The sequence below is a fragment of the Arthrobacter arnarulunnguaqae genome (assembly GCF_051262515.1).
Lineage (GTDB): Bacteria > Actinomycetota > Actinomycetes > Actinomycetales > Micrococcaceae > Arthrobacter_N.
In genome coordinates this window covers 39,000-59,269 of the sequence record NZ_JBIMER010000015.1, presented here as the reverse complement: position 1 = coordinate 59,269, position 20,270 = coordinate 39,000, and the positions used below count along the sequence as shown (strand labels likewise).

The 20,270-nt window shown below is 70.0% G+C and carries 16 protein-coding genes and 1 pseudogene; 10 read left to right on the top strand and 7 right to left on the bottom strand.

All coding sequences use genetic code 11. The features are described from left to right. From ACHAAJ_RS12630 to ACHAAJ_RS12610, 5 genes and pseudogenes are all read left to right on the top strand, one after another. Nucleotides 1-3,225 carry a glycoside hydrolase family 2 TIM barrel-domain containing protein gene (locus tag ACHAAJ_RS12630; protein ID WP_435728548.1) on the top strand — a complete coding sequence of 1,075 codons (3,225 nt, stop codon included), beginning with the start codon at nucleotides 1-3 and terminating at the stop codon, nucleotides 3,223-3,225. Beyond that, a complete protein-coding gene (locus tag ACHAAJ_RS12625) occupies nucleotides 3,222-5,357 on the top strand; it encodes an alpha-galactosidase (RefSeq protein ID WP_435728547.1) in 2,136 nt (711 codons plus the stop codon). The genes ACHAAJ_RS12630 and ACHAAJ_RS12625 overlap by 4 nt, the downstream gene beginning before the upstream one ends. Before the next feature lie 59 nt (nucleotides 5,358-5,416). Continuing rightward, nucleotides 5,417-6,535, top strand: a complete 1,119-nt coding sequence (galT, locus tag ACHAAJ_RS12620) for a galactose-1-phosphate uridylyltransferase (RefSeq protein ID WP_435728555.1) — start codon at nucleotides 5,417-5,419, stop codon at nucleotides 6,533-6,535. After that, a complete protein-coding gene (galK, locus tag ACHAAJ_RS12615; protein WP_435728546.1) occupies nucleotides 6,532-7,773 on the top strand; it encodes a galactokinase in 1,242 nt (413 codons plus the stop codon). The genes galT and galK overlap by 4 nt, the downstream gene beginning before the upstream one ends. A gap of 89 nt (nucleotides 7,774-7,862) precedes the next feature. Next, nucleotides 7,863-8,649: pseudogene (locus tag ACHAAJ_RS12610) on the top strand (TIGR00366 family protein); the annotation flags it as partial. Nucleotides 8,650-8,716: 67 nt separating this feature from the next. Here the strand turns inward: ACHAAJ_RS12610 and ACHAAJ_RS12605 are convergent. Further along, entirely contained in the window at nucleotides 8,717-9,670 is a 954-nt protein-coding gene (locus ACHAAJ_RS12605; RefSeq protein WP_435728545.1) for an aldo/keto reductase, read from the bottom strand. 219 nt (nucleotides 9,671-9,889) lie between these two features. Here ACHAAJ_RS12605 and ACHAAJ_RS12600 point away from each other — a divergent pair, with 219 nt between their 5' ends. Further along, nucleotides 9,890-10,963 (top strand): GTP-binding protein, encoded by a 1,074-nt coding sequence (locus ACHAAJ_RS12600; protein ID WP_435728544.1) that lies wholly within the window; start codon nucleotides 9,890-9,892, stop codon nucleotides 10,961-10,963. Continuing rightward, complete coding sequence (gene ykgO / locus ACHAAJ_RS12595; RefSeq protein ID WP_133409460.1) at nucleotides 10,960-11,082, top strand: type B 50S ribosomal protein L36; 123 nt, start codon at nucleotides 10,960-10,962, stop codon at nucleotides 11,080-11,082. Before ACHAAJ_RS12600 ends, ykgO begins: the two co-directional genes overlap by 4 nt. Nucleotides 11,083-11,127: 45 nt before the next feature. On the opposite strand, the gene ACHAAJ_RS12590 is transcribed toward ykgO, so the two are convergent. Next, on the bottom strand, nucleotides 11,128-12,429 hold the full coding sequence (locus ACHAAJ_RS12590; protein WP_435728543.1) for a cation:proton antiporter: 1,302 nt from the start codon (nucleotides 12,427-12,429) through the stop codon (nucleotides 11,128-11,130). Between the two features lie 291 nt (nucleotides 12,430-12,720). Here ACHAAJ_RS12590 and ACHAAJ_RS12585 point away from each other — a divergent pair, with 291 nt between their 5' ends. Further along, complete coding sequence (locus ACHAAJ_RS12585) at nucleotides 12,721-13,488, top strand: SurA N-terminal domain-containing protein (protein ID WP_435728542.1); 768 nt, start codon at nucleotides 12,721-12,723, stop codon at nucleotides 13,486-13,488. Between the two features lie 15 nt (nucleotides 13,489-13,503). Here the strand turns inward: ACHAAJ_RS12585 and ACHAAJ_RS12580 are convergent, their stop codons facing one another. Both ACHAAJ_RS12580 and ACHAAJ_RS12575 read right to left on the bottom strand, forming a co-directional pair. Then, the gene (locus tag ACHAAJ_RS12580) at nucleotides 13,504-14,496 is read right to left on the bottom strand and encodes a 2-hydroxyacid dehydrogenase (RefSeq protein ID WP_435728541.1); all 993 of its coding nucleotides are present in this window, start codon (nucleotides 14,494-14,496) and stop codon (nucleotides 13,504-13,506) included. Continuing rightward, entirely contained in the window at nucleotides 14,493-15,605 is a 1,113-nt protein-coding gene (locus tag ACHAAJ_RS12575; RefSeq protein ID WP_435728540.1) for an AI-2E family transporter, read from the bottom strand. The genes ACHAAJ_RS12580 and ACHAAJ_RS12575 overlap by 4 nt, the downstream gene beginning before the upstream one ends. 75 nt (nucleotides 15,606-15,680) lie before the next feature. On the opposite strand from ACHAAJ_RS12575, the gene ACHAAJ_RS12570 reads away from it, so the two are divergent. After that, nucleotides 15,681-15,845, top strand: coding sequence for a hypothetical protein (locus tag ACHAAJ_RS12570; RefSeq protein ID WP_435728539.1), 165 nt, complete (start codon nucleotides 15,681-15,683; stop codon nucleotides 15,843-15,845). Between the two features lie 38 nt (nucleotides 15,846-15,883). After that, nucleotides 15,884-16,204, top strand: coding sequence for an META domain-containing protein (locus tag ACHAAJ_RS12565; protein WP_435728538.1), 321 nt, complete (start codon nucleotides 15,884-15,886; stop codon nucleotides 16,202-16,204). A gap of 68 nt (nucleotides 16,205-16,272) precedes the next feature. Here the strand turns inward: ACHAAJ_RS12565 and ACHAAJ_RS12560 are convergent, their stop codons facing one another. From ACHAAJ_RS12560 to ACHAAJ_RS12550, 3 genes are all read right to left on the bottom strand, one after another. After that, nucleotides 16,273-17,676 carry an NAD-dependent succinate-semialdehyde dehydrogenase gene (locus tag ACHAAJ_RS12560; protein ID WP_435728537.1) on the bottom strand — a complete coding sequence of 468 codons (1,404 nt, stop codon included), beginning with the start codon at nucleotides 17,674-17,676 and terminating at the stop codon, nucleotides 16,273-16,275. A 230-nt stretch (nucleotides 17,677-17,906) separates the two neighbouring features. Continuing rightward, the gene (locus ACHAAJ_RS12555; RefSeq protein WP_435728536.1) at nucleotides 17,907-18,968 is read right to left on the bottom strand and encodes an aldo/keto reductase; all 1,062 of its coding nucleotides are present in this window, start codon (nucleotides 18,966-18,968) and stop codon (nucleotides 17,907-17,909) included. 68 nt (nucleotides 18,969-19,036) lie between these two features. Beyond that, nucleotides 19,037-20,236: a thermonuclease family protein gene (locus ACHAAJ_RS12550; RefSeq protein ID WP_435728535.1), complete on the bottom strand. Its 1,200-nt coding sequence runs from the start codon at nucleotides 20,234-20,236 to the stop codon at nucleotides 19,037-19,039. Nucleotides 20,237-20,270 lie beyond the last annotated feature (34 nt).

Sequence of the window (20,270 nt, the reverse complement as noted above, 5' to 3'; positions counted from 1 at the left end):
ATGGATTCCAGCGCGACCACCCAAGAGGCCCGCACCCCCGCCGACGATCCCGCGGCCACCGATCTCCCGTATTATCTCAACCCCTCGCCGGGTTCCGGCGCGCTGCCAGCGCGCGCACACCTGTCCTCGGACCGCCCCGAGGCCTCCCTCGCCGGACGGTGGGGCTTCCGTTACGCCCCGAGCGTCGCCGCAGCCCACCCCGATCCGGCGGGCGGCGGCGCCGGATTCCCGGACACGACGGCGGTTCCGGGTCATTGGGTCCTCGACGAGTCAAACGGTCCGCTGGTCACCGGGCGGGTGAACCGGTTCGGCAGCCCCTGGTACACCAACGTGGTCTACCCGTTCCCCGTGGACCCGCCGTTCCTTCCCGACGCCAACGGCACGGGCGACCACCTGCGGGAGTTCACGCTCGAGGAACTCGGCTTCGGCGACGCCGTGCGGAGGGGCCTGGACCGGATCCTGCTGCGCTTCGAGGGTGTGGAGTCGGTCTTCAAGGTGTGGCTCAACGGAACCGAACTGGGGCACGCGGCCGGGAGCCGGCTCACCCACGAGTTCGACGCCACTGCGGCGCTGCGTGCCGACGGGCCGAACCGGCTGGTGGTCCGCGTCCACCAGTTCTCGGCGGCCAGCTACCTGGAGGACCAGGACCAGTGGTGGCTCCCGGGCATCTTCCGCGACGTCCGCCTCATCGGCCGGCCGCGCCGGGGCGTCACCGACGTGCGCGTGGTCGCCGACTACGCCGCCGGGCATGGCACCCTCACGGTCGAGGCCGATGCGACCGTGGCAGCGCACCCGTTGGTCCTGCGCATCCCCGAGCTGGGCATCGAACGCGCGCTGGGCACGCCCGACGCCGGAGGGCCCGCCCGCGCGGTCGTGTCGGTCGGCGCCGTGCAAGGTTGGACGGCGGAGACTCCCCGGCTCTATGCCGCGGAATTGGCCGCGCCGGGGGAGAAGATCTCCCTGCGCCTGGGCTTCCGCCGCGTGGCACTCGAGTCCGGCGTGCTCACCGTCAACGGGAGCAGAGTGCGCCTTAAGGGCGTGAACCGCCACGAGTTCGACCCCCGCGCCGGCCGCGCCGTCACCGAGGAGTTCACCCGCGCCGAACTGCTGGTGATGAAGCGCCACAACATCAACGCCATCCGCACCAGCCACTACCCGCCGAACCACCACCTGATGGACCTCGCGGACGAGCTCGGCTTCTGGCTGATCGACGAATGCGACCTGGAGACCCACGGTTTCGTCGAGCAGGCCTGGGTGCGCAACCCCTCCGACGACCCGGCGTGGCGGGATGCCTACCTGGACCGCATCGAGCGCACCTGGCGGCGGGACGCCAACCACCCCAGCGTGGTGATGTGGTCCCTCGGCAACGAGTCGGGGACCGGCGCCAACCTCGCGGCCATGGCCGACTGGGTCCGCGAACACGACCCCATGCGGCCCGTCCACTACGAGGGCGACCACGATGCCGCGTACACCGACGTCTACTCCCGGATGTACGCAACGCCGAAGGAATCGGAGTCGATCCTGCGCGGCGATGCCGTCCCCTCGGCCACCGTGGCGGGCTCCGCCCGAATCGCCGGACAGCCCTACCTCCTGTGCGAATACGTCCACGCCATGGGCAACGGGCCCGGCGGGATCACCGACTACGAGGTCCTGTTCGACGCGCACCCGCGCGCCGCGGGAGGGTTCGTCTGGGAGTGGAAGGACCACGGTATCCTGGCCCAAACCCCGCGAGGGGCGTCCGTGTACGCCTACGGCGGCGATTTCGCCGAACCCATCCACGACGGGAACTTCGTGCTGGACGGGCTCGTCTTCGCCGACGGGACGCCCGGGCCGGGCCTGATCGAATACGCCAAGGTCATCGAACCGGTGCGGATCGAACCGGACGCCAGCGCCGGGTCCGTCGCCATCGCCAACCGGCAGGACTTCGCCGACACCTCGGCGTTCGACTTCGGATGGGCCGTACACGATTCCGACGGCCATGCCATCGCGTCCGGCGGTCTCGCCCTCGCCGCGTTGCGGGCGCACGAAGGCACGACGGCGGGCCTGCCGCCCGAGGCTCTGGATGCGCTGCGCCGCACCCTGCGGGAACGGGCCGGAGCGGTGCTGACCGTCGAAGCCAGGCTCGCCCGCGCCACTCCGTGGGCGGACGCCGGCCACCTCCTCGCCTGGGGCCAGTCCGGCGTCCCGGTGAACACGAACGGAGGCGGTCCCGCCGGGGGCGCCGCCGTTCTCGCCGCCGGTGCCCCGTCACCCGGCGTACTGCCGCCCGGTGCCGATATCGGACCCGACGGGCTGCTTCGCTCGTTCGACGGAATCGCCCTTGGGGGCCCGGCTTTCGGCGCCTTCCGCGCCCCCACGGACAACGACGCCGGGACCATCGAACCCACGAGGGACATGCGCCACGTGTCCGCCACCGATCCGTCCGTTCACGCCGATTTCGACTGGGACGCCCACGCCGGGACCGAACCGGGGCCGGTCGTGGCCATCGCCCAGCGGTGGAGGGACGCCGGCCTGCACGTGCTGCAGCGGCGTACCGTGGCCCTGGAGCGAGGGCGGGGCATCGTCCGGGCGGAGCACCGCTACGCGCCTCCCGCACGCGCCACCGGCTTCCGGGTCATGACGAGCTGGACCGCGGCGGCCGGCCCCTCCGCGACCTCCGGACCCGCCGGCACCCTCAGGCTGAGCGCCCGCATGGACGCGCTGCAGGAATACGGGTTCCCGCTGGCCCGGCTGGGCCTCGATTTCGTCGTGCCCCTTGACGCGCTCGCGGAGGGGCCGGACACCGTGCGCTGGTTGGGGCTCGGCCCCGGCGAGGGCTACGCCGACTCGCTCCGGGCACAACGGTTCGGCCGGCACGCGGCGGCGCCCGCGGAACTCCACATGGCGTACCCGATGCCGCAGGCCAACGGTCGGAGGGCCGGACTGCGCCGCCTGGAGCTGGGGCTCTCCGACGGCCGGCGGCTGCGCATCGACGTCGTTTCCGGCCCCGAGGACACCGGCTTCACCCTGAGTCCCTGGAGCCAGAGCGAGCTGGACGCGGCCGGGCACCCGTGCGAGCTGCCGCCGCCGACCGCGTGGCACCTGGGCATCGACGCCGGACAACACGGTCTGGGCAGCAGGTCCTGCGGCGTCGACGTTCCGGCCCGCGATGCACTCCTCGCCACCGGGGCCGAACTGGTCCTGGACATTTCCATCACCGCCACCTCGAGTTTGGAAACCACGTGAGTCTCGTCAGTCTGGCCGGAAGCGGCGTCGCACTGGTCCTGGAAACGTCCGGGGCACCCGCCGTCGTGCATTTCGGCGCCGATCCGGGACCGCTCCCGGACTCCCTCGTGACAGGCCCGGCCGTCCACTCGGGCTACGACGTCCCGGTTGCGCCGCCGCTGTGGCCGCTACCGGCCGGCGGCTTCGCCGGCACCCCACTGCTCACCGGGCACCGCAACGGTCGGGACACGTCGCCGCGCTTCACCGACCCGACGGTTGCCCTGGACTCCAACATGCTGACGCTGCGGTCCGCCGATGCGGAGACCGGCCTGTCGCTGACCACCAGGTTCGAGCTGCTCGACGGCGGGCTGCTGCGCATGGCCCACACGCTAGCGAACGACGGTGGCGCGCCCTACGAGGTGCAGTCACTGACTATGGCCCTCCCCGTGGGACAGCAGGCCGGCGAGCTGCTCGACGTCGCCGGGCGCTGGACCCGGGAACGCCACCCGCAGCGCGCACCCTTCAACGTCGGGACCTGGTCGCGGACCGGGAGGCGTGGACGCACCGGACACGACGCCCCGCTCTTGCTCGCGGCCGGGACCGAAGGCTTCGGCAACCGGAGCGGCGAAGTCTGGGCCGCGCACTTCGGATGGAGCGGCAACTCCACCGTCTTCGCCGAACGCGACGCGGCGCCGTCGCGCGTGATCGGCGCCGGCGAACTGTTCGGGACGCGCGAATTGGTGCTGGATCCGGGCACGAGGCACACGACGCCGTGGCTTTACCTTGCGTACTCGGACACCGGACTCGACGGGGTGGCGGAGCGTTTCCACCGCCACTTGCGCTCCCGGCCGAGCCATCCGGCACGCCCCCGCCCCGTGGTGCTGAACACGTGGGAGGCCGTCTACTTCGACCACGACCTCGGCGAGTTGAAGGAACTGGCCGGCTCTGCGGCGGAACTGGGTGTGGAGCGGTTCGTGCTCGACGACGGGTGGTTCGGATCGCGCCGCGACGACACCTCCGGACTCGGCGACTGGCGGGTGTCCCCGGACGCATGGCCCGGGGGGCTGCTTCCGCTGGTCTCCCACGTGCGTTCGCTGGGCATGGAGTTCGGCCTCTGGGTGGAACCGGAGATGGCCAACCCGGATTCGGACCTGGTACGCAGCCATCCGGACTGGCTGTGCCGCGCGCGGAACGACTCCCTCGCGCCGACGTGGCGGCGGCAACACGTCGTCGACCTGGCCAACCCGGCGGCCTTCGCCCACATCCTCGACGCGATCGATGCCGTCCTAGCCGAATGCCGCGACGCCGGGGAACCCATCGCGTTCCTCAAATGGGACCAGAACCGCGACCTCACGGACATGGCCTCCGCCGGCCGCCCATCGCAGCACCGCCAGACCCTGGCCGCATACCGGCTGATGGACGAGTTGCGCGCGCGGCACCCGGGACTGGAGATCGAGTCCTGCTCCTCCGGCGGGGCCCGGGTGGACCTGGGAGTCCTGGAGCACACCGACCGCGTGTGGGCGTCCGACTCCAACGACGCGCTGGCGCGGCAAACCATCCAGGAATGGACGCAGCGCGTACTGCCACCGGAACTGGTGGGACAGCACATCGGCCCGGGCACCGCGCACACGTCCGGGCGCACGCACGCCCTAGCGTTCCGCGGCATCACCGCGCTCTTCGGCCACTTCGGCATGGAGTGGGACATCCGGGATGCCGTGGGGCCCGACCGGGAGACGCTCCGCGAACTGGTGGCCCTCTACAAGGAGCACCGGGCGCTGCTGCACACGGGCACGGCCGTCCGAGCCGACCTCGTGGAGCGGGCGTACTCCCTGTACGGGACGGTGGCGTCCGACCGCGCGGATGCGTTGTTCGCCTTCGTGGCGCTGGCCGCATCGGACAACGAGGCCCCCGGCCGCATCGCCGTTCCGGGCTTGGACCCTGGGAGGACCTACAGCGTCCGGGGCTTCGTCCCCGGCAACGAACCGGGGACCTTCGGGCACCGCGGGGCGCCGGCGTGGTGGGACGGCGGCATCGTCGCGACCGGTCGCCACCTGGCCACCATCGGAATCCCGATGCCCGTGCTCAATCCCGAACGGGCCGTGCTGCTCCGTTTTCAGGAATCTCCCCGCAACCAGGAAGCGGTGGCCCAGTGATCCCCGCGCAACGCCGCAACACCACTCCCGAACACGGATCCGGAGCGGCCGTGCCGACCATCGACGACGCCCCGCACCGGCCCGTGAGGTCGCTCCTGGCGGATGGCCGGGAACTGCTGTACTTCTTCGACGGCGACAGCGGCGCCGCCTTCGCGCCGCCGGCGGATCTCCGGGAGCTTCCGCCGCGCCCGGACGCGTCCGAGCTGCGCTGGGACCCGCTGACGGGGGAATGGGTGTCGTTCGCGGCGCACCGGCAGGCCCGCACGCACCTCCCGCCCGCGGACGAATGCCCGCTGTGCCCCACGGACGGGGGGCACCCCACGGAGATCCCGGCGCCGGACTACGACGTCGTCGTGTTCGAAAACCGCTTCCCCTCCTTCGGTCCGAGGCAGCTCGACACCGTGCCGGAACCGGACCTCGGAACGGCCGCACCGGCGCACGGGCGCTGCGAGGTCATCGCATTCGGGGCCGGCCACACGGACTCCTTCGGGGACCTGGGCCCGGTCCGGGCGCGGACCGTCGTCGAGGCGTGGGCGCAGCGCACCGCCGACCTGTCGGCGATGCCCGGCGTCGAGCAGGTTTTCGCGTTCGAGAACCGGGGCGCGGACATCGGCGTCACCCTGCACCACCCGCACGGCCAGATCTACGCCTACCCGTACGTGCCCGCCCGCACACTGACGCACCTGGCACAGGCCAAGGCCCACCGCGCACGGACCGGGCGGAACCTGATGGGCGACATCCTGGAATTCGAGGTGGACTCCGGGGAACGCGTCGTCGAACGTGGCGAGCACTGGACGGTCCTGGTTCCGTTCGCGGCCAGGATGCCGGTCGAGGCCCACATCGTCCCGCACCGCCACGTGGGGAGCCTCGCCGAGCTGACCCCTGCCGAGCGCGGCGAGCTCGCCGACGTCTACCTGCGCCTGGTGCGCACAGTCGACGCCTTGTACGAAACGCCCACGCCCTACATCTCGGCGTGGTTCCAGGCGCCCACCCGCCACCCGGACCGGGCCGAGGCGCGCCTGCACCTCCAGCTCACCTCGCCCCGCCGGGCGGAGAGCAAGCTGAAATACCTTGCGGGTTCCGAGGCCGCCATGGGAGCGTTCATCGGGGACGTGACTCCCGAATCGACAGCGGAACGCCTGCGGGACGCCGCGGCAGGCCTGGGAGGACGTATATGAGCACGGAGCGGGTTCCGACCAGCACACGGAACGACGGCGCAGCCCTCGCCAGCGCGTTCGTCGACCTTTACGCCGCCGAGCCCGACGGCGTGTGGGCGGCGCCGGGCCGCGTTAACCTCATCGGCGAGCACACCGACTACAACGAGGGATACGTCCTCCCGTTCGCGATCGACCGGTGCGCGCGCGTCGCCGTGCGGCTGCGGCCGGATCCCCCGGCGCCCGCAGCGGCGGACCGCACGCTACGCATGGCGACCCTCCAGGATGTCGACGACGCCGGGGCCCGCCCCGCCGTCGTCGGGGTGTCGCTCGCAGGGTTGTCCCGGGACGCCGTCGAGCCGTGGGCGCGCTACATCGCCGGAGTCGCCTGGGCCTTCCAGCAGCGCGGGGTCGATGTCCCGGCGCTCGACGTCCTGTTGGACTCGGACGTGCCGATCGGGGCGGGACTCTCCTCCTCCGCCGCGATCGAATGCGCCGTCGCCCTGGCCATCGACGAACTGACCGGCGCGCGCCTCGGCCGAAGCGAACTGGTGCTGCTGTGCCGGCAGGCGGAGAACGATTTCGTCGGCGCGCCCACCGGCATACTGGACCAGTCGGCGGCACTGCTCGGCACCGCGGACCACGCGTTGTTCCTCGATTGCCGAAGCCGCGCGGACCGGCAGGTGCCGTTGCCGCTCGCCGCGCACGGGTTGGCCATCCTCGTCGTGGACACGCGGATCAGCCACGCGCACGACACCGGCGGGTACAAGGAACTCGTCGCCGCCTGTGCCCGTGGGGCGGAGACACTGGGCGTTTGCTCGCTGCGGGACGTCACGGGGACGCGCCTGGACGAGTCGGGGGACGCGCTGGACTACGTGACCTTCCACCGCGTGCGCCACATCGTCACGGAAAACGAGCGGGTGCTGGAAACGGTCCGGCTGCTGGAAAGCGCCACGGACGACGCCGGCACGGTCGGCCCGGCGGCGATCGGCGACCTGCTGACGGCGAGCCACGCCTCGATGCGCGACGACTTCGAGATTTCCTGCGTGGAGCTCGACCTCGCGGTGGATACCGCGCTGGAAGCCGGCGCGTTGGGCGCGCGCATGACCGGCGGGGGCTTCGGCGGCTCGGCGATCGCGCTGGTCGGGGCGGCCGACGCCGAGTCGGTCGCCGACCGGATTCGCTCGGCTTTCTCCGAGGCGGGCTACGCGACGCCGGACATCTTCACGGTGGCGCCGGGACCCGGGGCGCGCAGGCTCTAACGGCGCGCGGACTCCCGCGGTGCGGTGTCGACACGGTTTTCGCCGCGGCCTTCGATACGAAGGTGGGGATCACATCACCATGCCGTCGGCGGCCGGTCCGCAAGCTGCTGCGGGCACTGGGCGGGGTGCCCCGCACGGCCATCCAGGCCTACCTCTTCGTCTTCCTCGTGGCCGCCGTCGCCTCGCTGATCACGTGGGGTCTGGGGCTCGTCGTCGGCGCCCTGCTGGCCAAGGAAGTCGCCGCGCAGGGACGCGAACGCGGTCTCAGGCTGCATTTCCCGATGCTCGTCGCGTGCGGTTTCGCCGGATTCGTGGTCTGGCACATGGGCTACTCCGGCTCCGGTCCGCTGACCGCGGCAACGCCCGACTCGTTCATCGCCGTCGAGCTTGGCCGCGTGCTGCCCATCTCCGAGACCACGTTCTCCGTCTGGAACATGGTCGCCACCGTCGCGACGATCGTCGTCGCACTCGCCCTGTTCCTGGTGGCGCCCGCTCCGGGGACAAGATCATCGAGCTGGCCCGCAACGCTGACCCTGGACATCGTCAACTGGACGTTCCTGGCGCTGATCCTGCTGCTGGTGCGCGGAACCCGTTCGAACTCGTCGCGCTCACCAAACACGCCGCGTCCAACGTCGGCGAGATCCTCCTGCGGTTTCGCTCTGCGCGGGGATCCTCGGCATCATGACCGGAGCCGGTCTGATCGAGGTCTTCTCCGATGCGTTTGTCGCCGTCTCGACCCCGCAGACCTTCGGGATCCTCGCGTTCCTGAGCGCCGGATTGGTCAACTTCTTCGTGCCCTCCGGCGGCGGACAGTTCGCCGTGGAGGCGCCCATCATGCTCGGCACGGCGGCGGAGCTCGGCGTCGGGGCTGGTGTTCGCCGCCACTCTCCTCATCGTGTCGCTGTAGTCCCGCGCCGAGGAAAGCGGGGGCGCGGCCGGTCCGTCAGTTCAGGTAGGCCGCCGGGGACGATGCCTCGTCCAGCGCCCGGACATCTTCGGCGGAAAGGTCCAGCCGGGCGGCCGCCAACAACGACCCCAACTGCTCGACGACCCGCGCGCTGGCGATGGGGGCGGCGATCTCCGGCTTGGCGCGGAGCCACGCCAGGGCGATGGTGGCCGGTTCCTCACCGTGGCGGGAGCCGATCCGGTGCAGCTCGTCGATCACTCCGAGGCCGGCGTCGGAGAAGTGCCGTTCGACGCCCTTGCGGCGGGCGACGTCCGCGAAATCCTCGGGCGTCCGGTACTTGCCCGTCAGGAAGCCGGACGCGAGGGCCGAGTACGGCAGGACGGACAGCTGGTGCTCGGCGGCCAGTGACACGTATTGCGTCTCGTACGGCTCGCGCGCCACGAGGTTGTAGCGGGGCTGCAGCGCGACCGGGCGCGGTACGCCGAGCTCGTCGGAGAGCCGGATCCACTCGCGGACCCGCTCGGGGGAGTAGTTGGACAGGCCGATGTGCCGGATCTTGCCGGCCTGCACGAGTCGGCCGAAGGCCTCGATCGTGTCCGCCAGCGGGATGTCCTGATCGTCGTAGTGCGCGTAGTAGAGGTCGATGGCTTCGGTGCGGAGCCGCGCCAGCGAGGCGTCGGCGGCCGCGGCCACGTTCGCCGGGGCGAGACCGGCGAAGTCCGGGTGCGTGCCGACCTTGCTGGCGATGACGACGTCGTCGCCGGCACCGCGCGTCGCCAGCCAGGAACCGATGATGGATTCCGATTCGCCGCCCCTGTTGCCGGGAAGCCAGGCCGAGTAGCCGTCGGCAGTGTCGATGAGGTTGCCGCCATCCGCCGTGAAGGCATCGAGCACCTCGTGGGATTCGTCCACGTCGGCGGTCCAGCCGAAGGTGTTCGCCCCGAGGGCCAGCGGGAAGATTTCCAGGTCCGAGGTTCCGATAAGTGGCACGTGCGTTCCTTTCGACCACGGCGGGGGTGGAGGCGCCGCTATTGCTGGGGAAGTAGGCCGCCGCCGCAGAGTCCGGAGGAGTCCGTACACCATTCAAACTACCGTGTGGCGCGAATCATGCCAGTGGCCGGGCCGAATCGTTGTATTCGGATGGGGCCGGGACCAGAGGACGCGAAACCGCTTTGCAAATGAGAACCTTTCTCATATAGGCTCGTGGGCATGCATGTGACAGTCGTGAGTTCCCTGGACGTTTTCAGTCGGCAGGAGGCGTGCGCCGCGCTGGCCGCCGAGGCGCCGGGCGCCGTCGTCGTCTTCCACGACCTGCTCGAAGACGGGGTGGCGGTTCGCCGGATGTTCAGGGACGGCCAGCGCGTTGACCGGCGGGCCTCGACGCTGGAACACGGATGCCTGAGTTGCACGGTCCGCCTCGATATCGTCCCCACCATCGCGAGCCTGATGGATGCGGAACATATTGTTCTCGGCCTACCGCCGGCCGTCGCTTCCGCCACCGCCGTGCACGCGCTCCTGCGGGGCCTGGGCGACGCCATCTTGATCGATTCGGTGGTTCTGGCCTGCGCACCGGACGCCTTGGAGGACCAACTCTGGGACCACCACACATTGTTTGAATCCGGCTTCACCCCGGTGGAGGACGACGACCGCACCCCGGGCGAGTTCCTGGTGGGGGAGCTTTCCTTCAGCGACACGGTGATCCTCGCCGATCCGGCGCTCCTCCCCGTCGATCCGGCCGAGCGCGCCCGCGGCGCGAGTCTGGTGCGGGAACTCGCTCCGCATGCCGAGGTGACAGAAAGGGACGGAGACTTGCGGATCGGCGTCCACCATCTCGCGGAGGCGACCGCCCGTGCGGTCCCCGGATCCGTGAGCGCCCCGCGGGAGTCGTCATCCCCGTTCACCACCGTTGTGCACAGGATCGAACGTCCACTCCATCCCGAGCGCTTCCGCCACGCACTCGCCACGCTGGCCGAAGGCTGCTGCTGGCTGCGCGGACGGCTCTGGGTGGCCTCGGCCCCCGGCTGCCGGATCGCGCTGCAGGGGATCGGGCCACGCGTGTGGCTCGAGAACACCGGGCCGTGGATGCCCGGTGGGCATCCCGCCTTCGGTGACCGCGGAACCGTTCTGGCACTCACCGGCGAGGATATCGACGCCGCCGAGGTCGCGATGCTGATGTCGTCCTGCGAACTGACGGAAGCGGAGATGCGCGACGAAGCCACCTCGTTCCCCGATCCCTTCCAACTGGAAGAACCGACCCACACACAACAGAGGAGCAACCCATGAAGGTACGCAATTCGCTGCGCGCGCTGAAGAAGATCCCGGGGGCGCAGGTCGTCCGACGCCGCGGCCGCACGTTCGTCATCAACAAGAAGAACCCCAGGATGAAGGCCCGCCAGGGCTGACGATCCCTCCCCTGCGCGATCGGGGGGCGGGTTCCCGGGTCCGGCCTAGACGGCGGTCTTGGGAGCCTGCCCTTCGTCGCCGAACTTCCTGCGCGCCTGGCGCTGCCGGTGCCTGTCGATCGCGTTCATCGCCGGCGCCGTGGTGATCCCGTGTAGCACAATCGACATGGCTACGACGAGGCCGACGAAGGCCCACAGGCGGTCCGTTTCCTGGCCGAAGGAACCCTGGTCGAGCGCGTAGGCGACGTAGTACAGCGAGCCGATGCCGCGGATGCCGAAGAAAGCGAGGGCAAGCCGTTCCCGGGGGCCGGTGCCGCCCCGGGCCAGCGCGATCCAGCCGGCCGCCGGCCGCAGCACGACCAGGAAAAGCAACGCGGCAAGCACCTCCGGCCAGCCGACGCCGGCCAAGAGTCCACGCGAAATCGCACCGCCCAGCAGCACCAGGATGATGACCGTCAACAGGCGCTCAAGTTGTTCGACGTAGCTGTGCAGCACCCGGTGGTACCCGTGGGTGTGTTCGGCGCCGCGGATCGTCACTGCGCAGACGAACACCGCGATGAAGCCGTAGCCCTCCACCATTTCGGCCGCCCCGTAGGCCAGGAAGGTGGCGGCCAGGGCAACGAACCCCTCGGAGTGTTCCGCGAGCCGGATGCGCCGGAACCGCCGCGAGAAGAACACCGCCGCCAAAACCTTGCCCGTGCCAAAGCCGGCCAGGAGGCCCACGCCGATTCGCCAGAGGACGTCCACGGCGATCCACTCGGGGAACCAGCCCTCGGGCGAGGCCCCCGCCAGGCTGACCGCGACGGCGACGTAGACGAAGGGGAACGCGAGGCCGTCGTTGAGTCCGGCCTCCGAGGTGAGACCGAAACGGATCTCGTCCTCCTGGTCCGCTTCGTCGTCGTCCGCGGGTTCGCCGACCTGGACCTCGGACGCGAGCACGGGATCGGTTGGCGCCAGGGCGGCCGCGACCAGAATCGCCGAGGCAACGCCGAGGCCCAACACCCACAGCCCCACGAGGGCCAGCCCGAGGATGCACAGGGGCATGGCGATGGCCAGCATGCGCCACGTGGTGGCCCAGCGGTGCCATCCGATCGGACGGTCGAGGGCGAGCCCGGCCCCCATGAGCGAGATGATGACACACACCTCGGTGAGATGGGTCGTGAAGGCACCGTATTGCGTCGGGTCGGGATTCGGTAGATCGTCAACGAGGCCGAACACCAGGGCGCCGGCGCCGAGGAAGACCATCGGCAAGGAGACTGGGGCCCGGTTCAGGAGGTGCGGCAGGATTGCCGCCGCGAAGACGGCAGCGCCCGCGGCCGCGAAAACGATGCTGGGGATCTCGAACACCGGGGCGGCCGGGTCAGCCCTGGGCTGGTTCGACGGTGGAAACGACCGCCCCGACGCGCACGGTGGCGAGGGCCACGGCTACACAGGCATCCACCATTACCCTGCTCCTTACTTAGGTGTCGAGCGCAACGCTAGGCGCCGCGGGGGCGTGGCGCAACGGCTAGGGGTGCGACGTTGAAGCAACGGCCCGCCCAGACGGCGTCACCGAGAGGAGGGTCAGGGTCTGACCAGTTCCCGTTCAGGAGCAATTGCTAGCCTCGCTGGGATTCGTCGTCTTCAGGAGGTAGGAACGTGAACAGGAAAAAGATGCTGGCCGCGCTGGCGCTCGTGGGGTCCCTATCCGTGGTCACCGCATGTGGCGGGGAGAGCGAGCCGGCTCCGGAATCGTCGGCAGCGCAGGAGTCCTCCGAGCAGGGCGGACAGAACCAGGCCGCGCCGTCGCCGGATCTGAGCGGTGTTCCCGATGTGGTTGCCACGGTCAACGGTAAGGACATCGGCAAGGACGAGTTCAGCCGTGTCTACGAGAGCCAGTTCCAGCAGTCGGCCATGCAGTCGCAGATGAGTGGGCAGGAGGTGGACCAGGACGAGTTGAAGAAGAACGCGGCCGAGTCGATGGTCGGCACCGAACTGCTCGTGCAGCAGGCACACAAGGAAAACATCAAGGCTACGGACGCGCAGGTATCAGAGGCCCTGTCCGCCGCCGCGAAGTCCAACCAGATGAGCGGCAAGGAGTTCTTGGCCGCGCTTGAGAAGCAGGGCATGGACCGGGAACTGATCGATTCCCAACTGAAGCAGCAGGTTGAGGTGGAGGCCGTGACCAAGAAGGAGCTCGGCACGTTCACCGCCAGCGAAAAGGAACTCAAGGCGGCCTACGACGAGGCGAAGGCGCAGCAGGAACAGCAGCCGACCGCGGAGTCGGGAGAGGCCGCCAAGATGCCCGCGTACGAGGAAGTGAAGCCGCAGCTTAAGCAGCAGGTGGTGCAGCAGAAGGAAGGCGAAGCGACGCAGAAGCTCGTGGAGAAGCTGCGCGCCGATGGGGATGTCAAGGTGAACATCTGATTCGCGGGGGACATGTCAGTCGATCGGCGTGACCAGGCTGCCGTCGCGCAGGTAGGAGCGCAGGTTCTCCAATGTCAGCTCGGCGATGTCCCGCCGGGTCTCGTGGGTGCCGCTTCCCAGGTGTGGCAGCAGGACCACGTTGTCGAGGGCCATCAGCGCCGGCGGAACGCGGGGTTCGTCGGCGAAGACGTCGAGGCCGGCCCCCGCGATGCGGCCCTCGACCAAGGCGTCGACCAGGGCGCCCTCGTCGATGACGGAGCCACGGGCGACGTTGACGACGTAGCCGTCGGGGCCGAGCGCGGAGAGCGCGTCGGCACCGACCAGACCGGCCGAGTCCGGGCCTCCGGCGGCGGCCACGATGAGGACGTCGACGGCGGCGGCCAGGCCGGCGACCGAGTCCGCGTAGGCGTAGGGCGAGCCCGCTACGGAACGGCGATTGTGGTAGTGGATCTCGCAGCCGAAGCCGTCGAGACGTCGGGCGATGGCAGACCCGATGCGGCCGAGGCCGAGGACGCCGACCCGCTTGCGGGAGGCGCGCACGGCCAGCGGGAAGCTGCCCGTGCCCTCCCAATCGCCGCGCCGCACGAAGCGGTCTGCGGCGGAGACGCGGCGCAAGACATCGAGGTAGAGGACCAGCGCCGTGTCGGCGACACAGTCCGTCAGGACGTCCGGGGTGTTGCTGACCCGTATGCCGCGCTCCCGGGCCTGCGCGACGTCCGTGGCGTCGTACCCGACACCGAAGTTTACGATCGCCTTGAGGCCGGTCAGTCGACGCATCAGCTCCGTGTCCACGCCGAAGCGTCCGGAACATACGACGACGTCGATCCCCTCCGCATAGCGGTCGAGGAACTCGCCGCGTTCGGTGGTTCCGTCCGGCAGCCGCAGGGCATCGAACTCCTCCGACAAGACCGCGGAAACCAACGGGTTCACCGACCCGACTTCGAGGATGTGTCCGCCAGCGGCCCCGTTGGAGGGGTTCGCGGCCCTGTGCCCGGCGTGGGTGGTCATGCTTCGCCGCGTTCCCGCTCCTCGCGCTCCCGCTCTTCCTGCTGCTCCGCGTCGCGGCCGGTCCAGATCTTGACGACGGCCCATCCGACGGCGGTCAGCGGCACGGCGAGCACCGCGCCGACCAGCCCCCCGAGGACGGTGCCGACGGTCAGGGCAAGTAGGACGACGAGCGCGTGCAGGTTCAGTGCCTGTGCCATGACCACCGGCTGGAGGAAGTTGCCCTCGAGCTGGTTCACCAGCACCACCACGCCCAGGACGATGAGTGCGACGACGGGGCCGTTTGCCACGAGCGCCACCAGGGTCGCCAGGATTCCGGCGAACGTCGCGCCCACCATCGGAATGAAGGACGTGATGAAGACGATCACGGCCAACGGGAGGGCCAGCGGAACCTGCAGGATCCACAGCGCGACGCCGATGCCGGCTGCGTCCACGAGGGCGATGGTCGCGGTTCCGCGGATGTACCCGCCCAGTGTCTCGACGGTCCGCGTGCCGGAACGCTTCCAGTTCTCCTGGTGGCGGTCGGGGATCCAGCTGAGGAAGAACGCCCAGATCCTGTCGCCGTCTTTGAGGAAGAAGAACATGATGACTAGGAGCAGGACCAACCCGGCGAGGAAGCTTCCGGCGGCGGAGAGCCCGGACAGCGCGCCGGCCCCGAACTGACTGGAGGTCAGGAAGTCGGTCGCCCCGGCGATTCCCTCGTCGATCTGCTCTTGCGAGATGTTGATGGGCAGGTTCTCGACCATGCCCTGAAGCTGGTGGAAGCCTTCCACAGCCTGCTCCACCAGGGTGGGCCATTCGGCACGGACGGCGAAGACGATCCCGGTGCCGATGCCGCCCAGGACCACCAGGGATCCCAGGAAGACCGACCACGCGGCGAGCATGGGGGACATCACCCTGCGGGCGAGCGCCACCACCGGCCAGAGCGCGCTGACCAGAATCAGGGCGATCAGCAGCGGCAGGACGGCCAGGCTGAGCTGTAGCAACGCGTAGATCGTGGCGCCCGCGAGCACCAACACCACCAACACCTGCGTGGAGCGTGTGGCACTGCGGCCCAGGCTGTCGCTCCACAACGCTGCGGCGCGGTCGCGCGGACCGAACCTTGCGGGCAAGGGGGCGGCAGGCGCTGTCGACGGGGCGGCATTCCTGGCCCCACGGCGTCGGCTACTGAAAGGACGGAACGTCATGTGACTCCTCATTCTGCGGCGTATTCCCACTCTAGCCAGCGTCGCGGCCGGCCAGGACCACGCACGCGGCGTGGCGGCGCGCCGCGGGGCATCGACGTCGACCTCGCGTACCGGACGCTGGACACGCAAAAGTACCTCTACGCGGAGGCGTGGCACTTCGAGTAGGAGGGGCGCTAGCCGCGTCCGCGCCGTACTGTGGCCCCATGGAAGACACGGCAGGCGATCCCACCGGAACATGGGGCCAACGGGAGCGGGGACGGCCGTGGCTGTCCTTCGACGACGCCCGGTGCACCGGGTCCGACGGCTGCAACAAGATGGCCGGCCCCTGGCGCCAGTCCGGCGGCGGGAGGATCGAGGTGGGACCGATGATGGTCACGCGAATGTTCTGCGAGGGCGTCGACACGTGGTTGTCCAACGTCGAGGCGGTGGCCATCGACGGAGACCGGATGCTCGTCTTCGGCACGGACGGAAAGCGGCTGGGATCCTTGCGGCGCACCGCCGGCATCCCGGGGGGTGGTGGCTAGGGGGGCGGCCGGGGGACGGCCCCCAAGGAAGCCGTCCCCCGCCGCCGGCGTGCGGGCCCGCAGGGGGCCTAGTCCGCGATGTAGAGCAGTCGCTTGTTGACGAATTCGTCCATGCCCAGCGGGCCGAGTTCGCGGCCGAAGCCCGAGCGCTTGACGCCGCCGAACGGCATTTCGGCGCCCTCCGCGGCCGGGAGGTTGACGTTGCTCATGCCCACGTCCAGGCGTTCGGCGACCTTGCGGGCGCGCTCCGGGTCGGTGCTGAAGACGGCGCCGCCGAGACCGAAGGGCGTGTCGTTGGCGAGCCGGAGCGCCTCTTCGTCGCTGGAAACCTTGTAGACGACGGCGACGGGTCCGAAGAGCTCCTCCGAATACGCCTGCATCTCCTTCGTGACGCCCGTCAGCACGGCCGGGGCGAGGTAGGCGTCGGGCCCGTCGGACAGCGCGCCTCCCGCGTGGAGCACTGCGCCCTGCTCGACGGCGGTTCCCACCTGCCGGGACAAGCCCTCCGCGGCGGACCGGGAGGACAGCGGCCCGTAGGTGCCCGCCTCGTCGTCGGCCGGGTTGCCGGGGCGCAGGCCGGAGGCCAGGGACGTCAGCTCGGCGACGAACTCGTCGTAGATGTCCTCCATGACGATCATGCGCTTGTTGGAGTTGCAGGCCTGGCCGGTGTTTTCCATGCGCGTCTCCCACGCCATCGCGGCCGCGGCCTTGACGTCGTCGGCGTCGAGCACCACGTAGGGATCGGATCCGCCGAGTTCCAGCACGGCCTTCTTCAGATTCTTGCCGGCCAGCGACCCGATGATCGCGCCGGCGCGCTCCGAGCCCGTCAGCGAGACGCCCTGGATGCGCGGGTCGGCGATGATGTCCGCGATCTGCGCGTGGGACGCGAAGACGTTGACGTACGCGCCGGCGGGCAGGCCGGCGTCGTCCATGACCTTCTGGATCGCCAGAGCGGAGCGCGGGCACGTTTCGGCGTGCTTGAGGATGATCGTGTTGCCCAGCATCAGGTTCGGGGCGACGAAGCGGGCCACCTGGTAGTAGGGGTAGTTCCACGGCATGATGCCGAGCAGCGGGCCGACCGGGAGCCTTTGCACGACGGCACGGCCGCCGGCGAACGTCTTGATCGGCTGGTCCGCCGCGAGGGTGGGGCCCTCCGTGGCGAAGTAGTTGAAGATATCTGTGCAGAACTCGGCCTCGCCCTTGGACTGGGAGAGCGGCTTGCCCATTTCCTCGGTGATGATCGCGGCCAGCTCGTCCGCGCGCTCCGTGAAGAGTTCGGCGATGCGGGAGACCACCTTGGCCCGGTCCGTCATCGGCACGTCCCGCCAATCGCGGTAGGCCCGGTCGGCCGATTCGAGGGCCCGGCCGATCTCGCCGTCGGTTGCGGTGGGGAACGATTCGACGACCTCGCCGGTGGCGGGGTTCAGGACGCGGTAGCCGGGTTCGGCGGGCGTATTGGCGGTGGTGGACACAGCCGGACTCCTATCAGTTGCTGCTCGCGGCGGAGGGATGGCCGACCGCGGGATACTCACATCATGTCCCGAATGGCTGCAATTGTGAATTCGGTCACGGGGCGGCGGGCTCGCGAGCCTGAGGTGGAACCAACCCGCCTGGGTCGCCAAGCCCCAGCCCCGCCACCGGAAGTGGACATTACCGCCGGTTTAATACCCGTGGAAATGTCCACTTCCGGTGGTGGGGTGGGCTACTGCTCCGACTGGCCCCGCCACAGGTCGACCTCGGCGACGTCCGTGGTGATGCCGTCGATCCGGCGCAGCTCCTCGTCCGTGAAGCTGGTGTTCGCCAGCGCACCGAGGTTTTCGTCCAGCTGGGCGGTGGAGGAGGCGCCGAGCAGCACCGAGGTCACGCCACCGTCGCGCAGCAGCCAGGAGATGGCGAGCTGCGCCAGGGACTGACCCCGCTCGGCGGCGAGTGCGGCGAGCTCGCGGGCCTTTTGCAGGTTTTCGTCGTTGAGGCCGGACAGGGAGTTGCGGCCGCCGGCGGGAACGGCGTCGTTGTTGTCCAGGTACTTGTTGGTCAGGAGGCCCTGGGCCAGCGGCGTGAACGCGATCGACCCCATCTCGTGGGCGGCGAGCGTTTCCAGCAGGCCGTCCTCGACCCAGCGGTTGAGCAGGGAATAGGAGGGCTGGTGGATGACCAGCGGCGTGCCGAGCTCTCGGGCCACGCGGACCGCCTCGACGGTGCGCTCGGGGGAGTAGGAGGAGATGCCGACGTAGTTGGCCTTGCCCTGGCGCACGAGCCGGTCCAGGGCGTCCACCGTTTCCTCGATGGGCGTCTCCGGGTCGGGGCGGTGGGAATAGAAGATGTCGACGTAGTCCAGCCCCATGCGCCGCAGGGAGGCATCGGCCGAGGCGGTGATGTACTTCCGCGAGCCGTTGTTCCCGTAGGGACCCGGCCACATGTCCCAGCCGGCCTTGGAGGAAATGATGAGCTCGTCCCGGTATGGCTTGAAGTCGGTGCGCATCATGCGCCCGAAGTTCTCCTCCGCCGAGCCGTACGGCGGGCCGTAGTTGTTAGCCAGATCGAAGTGGGTGATGCCGCGGTCGAACGCGTGGCGCAGCACCTCACGCTGGGTGTCGAACGGCCGGTTGTCACCGAAGTTCCACCACAGGCCGAGGCTGACGGGCGGCAACAGGAGGCCGGAGTTGCCGACCCGGCGGTAGCCGAAGTGGTCGTAGCGGTTTTCCGCGGCGACGTAGGGGCGGTGGGATTCGGGAACGCGGGGGAAATGGGCGTCGTCAGCCATGGGGGCCTCCTGAAGGGTGGATGGCGGGTTCCCAGCCATGCTACGTCGATCCCCGTCGGAGTTTGCGGCTACCCGCAGGGCTTCCACGACTTTCCGCCGGGGGCGTAGCAGCGCGGGCCCGTATAGCCGGCATACGGGTTCGACGCCGGAGGCGGGGTGTACGCAGGCTTCCTCGCCGGAGCGGGGACGCTGCGTTGGGCGTCCTGGCGCGCGGCCTCGGCGGCGGCGCGACGGGCGGCCTCCCGCGATGCCTCGGCCTCGGCCCGGCGGGCGGCGTCTGCCCTCGCGGCGGCCGCCTTCGCCTGCCGGTCCGCTTCCTTGGCGGCGGCTGCCTTGGCCGCCTTCTCGGCCGCCGCGGCTTTCTCGGCTGCCGCTTTCTTGGCCGCCGCCTTCTTCTTGGCGATTTCTTCCTTGCGCTTCGCCTCGGCCGCGGCGCGTGCCTCGGCGGCCTCGAGCCGGGAAACGACGCCCTCCAGGCGCCTCAGCTCGCCCGCTCCGGCGGTGATGGCCCCGGCCAGCACGGCGGAATGCGCCGCGACCTGAGCCGGTGCGTAAGCGGACCGCATGGCGGTCCCTCCGAGGTTGGCGGCCGACCGTGCCGATTTCAAAGCCGCATCCGCGGCGGCGAGGGCAGCGACGCCAGTCGCAACGCTGGCCGCCGCCTCGGCGATGGAGACCGGGGACTCCGCCGCGAGGGCCTCAAGCGGTGCGACGGCGCTCGCGACCTGTCCGGGCAACGTACAGGGAACCGCGGGGTCGTTGAAGCCCACGGGCCGCGCTGTGGCGGTCTGTTGCGCCTCCAGGACATCGTCGAAGAACCGGCGGTTCGGCTCGAAGAGCACGGCAACGCCCAATCCCTCGGCTGCGATGTCGGCATTGACCAAAGAGTTCGATTCGAACACCCCGGCGAGGGTCCGGCCATAACGGTCCAGCCGCTCCCGATCGTATTCCAAGGTGACGGAGGTCCCGACAGGGAGCCGCTTCTGGAGGTATGCGGTGGCCTCCGGACCCAAGCATTCCACCGGTTTGTTGGGATGTTTGGTTTCGGGGGTGTCCACGTTGAGCAGCCTGACGGTCTGCTCCGTGCCGTCCACCGACGCCACGAGGGTATCTCCGTCGATGACGCGCACCACGGTGGCCCGGTCCTGGTCCCGCGACGACGCCAAAGCGACACCGCCGGCTGCGGCGCCGAGCACCAGGGCGGCGACGGCGACGCCGGCCACCTTGCTGCCGACCGCCGCGCCCGAAACGGCACTGAAGATTCCCATGGCGTTGCCCCCAACGATAAGGTCCAATGATCAC

Bases quoted from the DNA above. Each gene is read 5' to 3' on its own strand.
- ACHAAJ_RS12580 (WP_435728541.1), bottom strand. From the start codon at position 14,496: ATGACCACCCACGCCGGGCACAGGGCCGCGAACCCCTCCAACGGGGCC.
- ykgO (WP_133409460.1), top strand. From the start codon at position 10,960: ATGAAGGTACGCAATTCGCTGCGCGCGCTGAAGAAGATCCCGGGGGCG.
- ACHAAJ_RS12630 (WP_435728548.1), top strand. From the start codon at position 1: ATGGATTCCAGCGCGACCACCCAAGAGGCCCGCACCCCCGCCGACGAT.
- ACHAAJ_RS12600 (WP_435728544.1), top strand. From the start codon at position 9,890: ATGCATGTGACAGTCGTGAGTTCCCTGGACGTTTTCAGTCGGCAGGAG.
- ACHAAJ_RS12550 (WP_435728535.1), bottom strand. From the start codon at position 20,236: ATGGGAATCTTCAGTGCCGTTTCGGGCGCGGCGGTCGGCAGCAAGGTG.
- ACHAAJ_RS12565 (WP_435728538.1), top strand. From the start codon at position 15,884: ATGGAAGACACGGCAGGCGATCCCACCGGAACATGGGGCCAACGGGAG.
- galK (WP_435728546.1), top strand. From the start codon at position 6,532: ATGAGCACGGAGCGGGTTCCGACCAGCACACGGAACGACGGCGCAGCC.
- ACHAAJ_RS12555 (WP_435728536.1), bottom strand. From the start codon at position 18,968: ATGGCTGACGACGCCCATTTCCCCCGCGTTCCCGAATCCCACCGCCCC.